8 protein-coding genes are annotated in these 5,434 nt (G+C 51.7%); 1 reads left to right on the top strand and 7 read right to left on the bottom strand.

Annotated features, from left to right (window positions below; genetic code table 11):
* A partial coding sequence (locus AC5OW4_RS14265; protein ID WP_493677126.1) for a Gx transporter family protein occupies positions 1–201 on the bottom strand: 201 nt, incomplete at its 3' end.
* Position 202: 1 nt separating this feature from the next.
* The gene (locus AC5OW4_RS14260; protein WP_072685027.1) at positions 203–544 is read right to left on the bottom strand and encodes a NusG domain II-containing protein; all 342 of its coding nucleotides are present in this window, start codon (positions 542–544) and stop codon (positions 203–205) included.
* Between the two features lie 173 nt (positions 545–717).
* Here AC5OW4_RS14260 and AC5OW4_RS14255 point away from each other — a divergent pair, with 173 nt between their 5' ends.
* Entirely contained in the window at positions 718–1,329 is a 612-nt protein-coding gene (locus AC5OW4_RS14255; protein WP_072685026.1) for a nitroreductase family protein, read from the top strand.
* Positions 1,330–1,510: 181 nt separating this feature from the next.
* On the opposite strand, the gene AC5OW4_RS14250 is transcribed toward AC5OW4_RS14255, so the two are convergent.
* The 5 genes from AC5OW4_RS14250 to AC5OW4_RS14230 form a co-directional block, all read right to left on the bottom strand.
* Positions 1,511–2,152 (bottom strand): GyrI-like domain-containing protein, encoded by a 642-nt coding sequence (locus tag AC5OW4_RS14250; protein ID WP_072685025.1) that lies wholly within the window; start codon positions 2,150–2,152, stop codon positions 1,511–1,513.
* Positions 2,153–2,436: 284 nt separating this feature from the next.
* Positions 2,437–2,895: a VOC family protein gene (locus tag AC5OW4_RS14245; RefSeq protein ID WP_195395383.1), complete on the bottom strand. Its 459-nt coding sequence runs from the start codon at positions 2,893–2,895 to the stop codon at positions 2,437–2,439.
* Between the two features lie 20 nt (positions 2,896–2,915).
* Complete coding sequence (locus AC5OW4_RS14240; RefSeq protein ID WP_072685023.1) at positions 2,916–3,347, bottom strand: VOC family protein; 432 nt, start codon at positions 3,345–3,347, stop codon at positions 2,916–2,918.
* Positions 3,344–4,303 (bottom strand): hypothetical protein, encoded by a 960-nt coding sequence (locus AC5OW4_RS14235; protein WP_072685022.1) that lies wholly within the window; start codon positions 4,301–4,303, stop codon positions 3,344–3,346. The genes AC5OW4_RS14240 and AC5OW4_RS14235 overlap by 4 nt, the downstream gene beginning before the upstream one ends.
* 31 nt (positions 4,304–4,334) lie before the next feature.
* Entirely contained in the window at positions 4,335–5,138 is an 804-nt protein-coding gene (locus AC5OW4_RS14230) for a helix-turn-helix domain-containing protein (protein ID WP_072685021.1), read from the bottom strand.
* Between the last annotated feature and the right edge of the window lie 296 nt (positions 5,139–5,434).

The following is a 5,434-nucleotide window of genomic DNA, read 5'->3' as shown; positions in this document are numbered from 1 at the left end:
CACGACGCGCATCGTATTGACGATGATCATTTCCTTAACGCCCAGAATTTCAATCGTGATCAGGGCGATGATGTTGGCCAGCCCCAGACGCATGCCAAACGGCAGCGATACCGTCAGCATCGTTTCCAGCAGATTGATCGCGATCGCCATCGCCGCCAGCATTGTGACATAAACGAAATGCTTTGTCTTACTCAGCTTCATGTCAGTTATCCTTCAGAGTGACAATCACTTCATTCGGGATACAGACGATTGGGAAATAGTCCTTAACGCTGACCCAGCCGATCGAGGAACAGATGTGATTCGGACATTCTTCTTCCGTAATCCGCCATTTGCCGTCCTTGACTTCCAGCTTCATCTTGCCATAGGATCCGTTAAAATAGTAGTCTTCGTCTTTGTTGACGTTGAACGTATGGATCACCTGATTTTTATACGTGACGATCCCATAGGTTTTGACGTTCAGCCGGTTATAGATCTGAACGCCGACATAAATGCCCAGCGCTACAAATAAAATAGCGACTATCAGTTTGATTTCTTTTTTGCTCATCGTTTCACATCCTAATTCAGCTTTTCTATTATAACATGGTTGTTTGTGATTGCAAGTGAAGGTTAGCTGAACATCGCCTCCCGCAGGCTGGAAACGGATGCCGCTTTCCCCGCGTGCATTTTCTCTGACTTTCGCCTATAATAGAAAACGTAATCTTACCAGGGAGAAAACTGATGACAATTTTGGACAATGCATTAACGCAGGCGCAGAAACGCCGTACGATCCGGCACTTTGACAGCACGCCGGTAAAGATGAATGATATTCGGACAGCCTTGAAAATCGCAGCGACCGCTCCCAGCGGCGCGGACATGCAGCCATGGCATTTCTGCGTCATCACCAACAAAGCAAAAAAACGTGCGCTGCGCGAAGCGTGTGAACAGGTGGAACGGGAATTTTATGAGAACCGGATCAGCGAGGTCTGGCGGCAGGATCTGGAAAAACTGAACCTGCAGGTTGAAAAGCCTTTCCTGAGCGAAGCGCCGTGTTTGATCGTGATCTTTAAGCAGATGAAACATGAGGACAGCGCAGGACACTGGGTTCCCAATTATTACGTGAACGAGTCCGTCGGGATCGCGACGGGGTTCCTGATCCAGGCGCTGCACCAGGCCGGCTATGCGATGCTGACGTACACGCCGGCGCCGATTCATTTTCTCACAGAGCTTTGCGGCCGTCCGGAAAATGAAGTCGCCGAAATGATTCTCGTGGTTGGCCACGCGCAAAAAGACGCGCCGCTGCCGCAGCTGAAAAAGAAGACCCTTGAGGAAATCGCCAGTTTTATCGACTGATCAGACAGCCATGACGCAAACCGCCTTGACCTTTCTTTTTCAGGTGAAATTCGCTTATTTAAATTTGTGATTCATTCATTTTCCAAATTTTATAGAAAAACAGCTAAAAAAAGCTGGAAGTTGCGTTTCCAGCTTCAGTTCCTTGATTTCAAAAATTTGTATTTCGTGTTGATCAGACGGTTTAACGACCGTCTTTTTTGCGGATCGGATGCCGGATTACCGTCTTCTGCTTCGCCGGATCGCATTTCCGCGGATCCGACAAATAGATTTCATGATGCCGGCGGACTTCGTTAATCTCATTTTCATATCCCTGCGCTTCGATGTACGCGTCCATCATCGCGACGCTGGCCGGTTCGTCGTCATAGGCACCGATGTGCATCATCTGCACGCACAGTCCCTCCTCGATCGTCAGAAACGCCGCGGATGAACAGTCGATCTGTTTCTTCCGCTGCGCCTCCTGCACGGCCCAGTCGAAATCTTCCTGCTTGATGAAATCGGGAACCCGGATCACGCTGAGCCAATGAAAACCGCACTTCTGCGAATAGTCCATGCCGGCGAGGCCCGGCTGCCACCAGAAGCCTTCCAGCGGCGGCACGACATATTCGTAAAACCCGGCGATCTGACGTGTCCCTTTATAGCTCATTTTGAGCGTATAAGCGAGCGCATACAAGACGCTGACGGCCCGTTGATAAGCGCCGCCTTCCTCGTTGGGATCGCCCTGACCAGACACTACGAGAAAATTCATGGGCGGAACCGTAACAATTTCCGGTTTGTTTTTCGGCATATAGAACATTTTTTCTTCTTTTTTAAAATCATAGGCCATGGTATAGCACCTTCCTTTTGATTTCATTGTACCGCGCCAAACCTGACATCAGGATGTCAGGTTGAAAACAAATACGATGCGGGGATTGAATTTTTTTCAAATATTCGGTCTTCGTTTCTACTTTGTCGCATCGTTTGCGTACGATGCGGGGATTGAATTTTTATTTAGTGAGTGAAGTTAAAAAGGAACAGTTCAATCATATCGTTTGTGTACTGAAGCGCATGACTTCTTTCCTCAGCTGGAAATGGGGAATACCGGCTTCCTGACGCTGCATCTGGCAGACTTCAGCGAAGGTAGGCGTTCACCGCTTTGACCGGCACATCCATCCTCTGGGCGATCGCTTCGATCGTCAACCCCTGGTCCAGAAACCGCTGGCAAACGGCTTTCATCGTCTCTCCGACTTCAATGACATGACCATCCGGATCCCAAAACCGCACGATCCGCTGACCCCAGCGCTGTTCCTCAGCAGGATTGATGACCCGCACCGAGGTGAGCGCCGCAAGCTTTGCGGCAAACGCGTCGAACTCCGCTTCTTCAAAATAAAGCTCGATCGCATTGGCTTGATAAGCGACGTCAAGACCGGTGAACTGCTTCCAGCTTTCTTCTGTCTGCAAGGCCAGACCGCCGCTGAGCACGGCATGAATCTCAAGATCCACCAACGTCCGCAGGCCCAGCACTTCCTTATAAAAGGCCTCCGATCGTTTCAGATCCCGGACGACGAGCATCGTATTTTTTAATTTCATCGCTGATCCTTCACTTTCACTTAAAATTTCAACAAGCCCTGCTCGTCATATTGGAAATTCGGCCCCCAGGCTACTTCCCAGACATAACCGTCAGGATCGCTGAAATACGCATGATAACCACCCCAGAAAACCGGCTGCGATTCTTTCAGGATCGTGGCTCCGGCTTCACGCGCCAGGGCGATCACCTGATCGACGTCTGCTTTCTTTTCGACATTGTATGCCAGCGTGATGCCGGAAAATCCCGGGCTGATCGCCGGCGGATTGTGCGGATTGACGTCCTGCGCCAACAGCGCCAGCGGATAGAGTTCAAATTTGGTTCCCGGCGTATCAAAGAAACAAACAGCCGGATTGTCTTCCTGGCAATCGGTCTTGTAGCCTAAGCCGTCGCGGTAAAAGCAGAGGGACTTCGCCATATCGCGAACGCCCAGGCAGATACAGGTAATTTTATTCATCTCCGTGGTTTCCTTTCTGAACAAGCCGGTTCAATCCGGTCAAACGCCATCAGAAACGCGATATTCTCAATCGCCTTCCAGCCTTTCCATTGTGTGCGCGCCACGCGGAAAGCCTCGGGATACAGCCCCGCCCAATTCCACGGAATTTCCCACACATCACCCTCAGGACAGGTGTCGATCAAATATTCCAGCTCTGCTTCCACCAGGTCTTTCAGCCGGGGATACGCTGCGTCGTTGCGCGAACGAACGAAGTAGGATGGACGTGGTTTATATTCCTGCCACTGGGCAGGATCGCGTTCCACCCGCTTTTCAATCAACGTCAGAATCCGTTCCCGGATTTGATCCTGCGTGTACGCCGTCGCCGGCAGGAAGTCCAGCTGCGGCAGCCACCCGCAGAAGGCATCCACGCCCATCTCACCGAAATTCTCCTGTGTAAACAACTGCTCCAAGGCTTTTACAACAACCGCTTCCGCCTTCGCTCTCAGCGTCTTGTCGTCGCAATCGTGTGTCAGGATCTGCCGCGCCAGGCCCAGATTCAAACCAAAGCTCTCCGCGTCGTTGAGCTTTGGATCATAGCCCATCCACGGGGCATGCGGAGAAGCATCGTTGGATTGGATCGTAAACGGCCAGCCGTCCTGATACGCCGTGCTTTCCTGGCTCAAATACGCAAACGCCCCTCGATATAGCGGATCGTGCGTGTCCAGCTGCAGCGCTTCGGCCAGCGCCAGCGCGGAACCGGTCTGGTAGGGGGAAGATTGGGGATTCATGGAATCCGGCTCCAGCCCCCAGCCGAAACCACCGTCCGCGTTTTGATAACCGCTTAACACTTCCGCAGCCTGATTCCGGCTGCCGCCTTCAAACATTACTTGCCAGCGCGCCCATTCCAGCGGCCGGCCATTGCGCAGAACCCAGCGGCGGATTTGCTGAAACTGAGCCTGCGTCATTCTCTTTTTCATGGGAAACACCTCCGGGGCTATTGTACCGGAATCAGCGTTTGGCTGTCTTGGAAAAAAACGACAACCGTTGGGAATTATGATATTTTTTAAAGAAATTCAACAGATGCGCCTGATCGTAAAAGCCATAGTCCGCAACCGTGTCCTGAACGTTGAAATCATGATCCTGCAGACAGGCCTGCCAGATCAGCTGATACCGGATCAAAAGCGAAAGACGCTTGCCGCTGACGCCGTAAAAGTCCAGAAATTTCCGTTCCATCCAGCGTTTCTCAAGGCCGAGTTCCGCCGCCAGATCCGCGATCGCCAGCACGCCCTTGCGCTGGATAATCAGCTCCGCCGCCCGCATGATGAGCGGCGGTATCGGATCCGCATGCTGATGCGCAAGCAGAAACGCTTCCCACTTCGGCCACAGCGCTTCCAGACTTTCCGCCGCGTCAAACGCCTGCTTCAACCCTTCCGCCCAGCCGGGAAAATAGAAATCCATCTGATCCTTCGTATTCCGCACGGCCTTTAACGAACCGGTGCAGAAGCTGGCGACCGCCCAGAAATAAAACCGGATGCCGATCAATCGCACGCCGGGCCGGGCGCTGTCGTTGAAAGAGGTAAATGTGAAATCGTTGATCCCGCAGAAAAAAATCTCGCTCTTCCCGGTTTCATCGACGCACAAAATAATATCCATGCACGTATCGGGAATCACGATCTGATCGCACTGATCGGTATATACCCAGAAACAGCGGATCCACGGCTTCAGCGCCGGACACGCTTCAATCTCCCGGTAGCCCGCGCCCTGATTGGCGGTCAGCGGAAAATAAGCTTCCGCTAAAGTTTCGGCTGACATGGATTTCCCCCTCTCTGTTCGCTTGACAAACGTTTCGTCGTTCAATATGCCGTTATTATAGCATAGCCGGACCGGGTAGAAAAACAGCGAAACTTTGGGAATCTTCCAGCTGATGTTCCCTTGTGATGATCTGACAGAGACTTTATAACAAACTGAAACCGGCGAAGATGGAGGGAAGATTTTTATGCCCCTATCCGCCTGTTTTGTTATCCGGCTGTTTTGTTATCCGGCTGTTTTGCTATCCGGCTGTTTTGCTATCCGGCTGTTTTGCTATCCGTTTGTTTAAATACCGCAGG

This window comes from Holdemania sp. (assembly GCF_986127675.1).
Note: the sequence above shows the minus strand (reverse complement) of the source record. Positions and strands in the feature narration are given on the sequence as shown.

Coding starts and splice junctions, on each gene's coding strand:
- AC5OW4_RS14260 (WP_072685027.1), bottom strand. CDS start 544: ATGAGCAAAAAAGAAATCAAACTGATAGTCGCTATTTTATTTGTAGCG.
- AC5OW4_RS14255 (WP_072685026.1), top strand. CDS start 718: ATGACAATTTTGGACAATGCATTAACGCAGGCGCAGAAACGCCGTACG.
- AC5OW4_RS14250 (WP_072685025.1), bottom strand. CDS start 2,152: ATGGCCTATGATTTTAAAAAAGAAGAAAAAATGTTCTATATGCCGAAA.
- AC5OW4_RS14245 (WP_195395383.1), bottom strand. CDS start 2,895: ATGAAATTAAAAAATACGATGCTCGTCGTCCGGGATCTGAAACGATCG.
- AC5OW4_RS14240 (WP_072685023.1), bottom strand. CDS start 3,347: ATGAATAAAATTACCTGTATCTGCCTGGGCGTTCGCGATATGGCGAAG.
- AC5OW4_RS14235 (WP_072685022.1), bottom strand. CDS start 4,303: ATGAAAAAGAGAATGACGCAGGCTCAGTTTCAGCAAATCCGCCGCTGG.
- AC5OW4_RS14230 (WP_072685021.1), bottom strand. CDS start 5,138: ATGTCAGCCGAAACTTTAGCGGAAGCTTATTTTCCGCTGACCGCCAAT.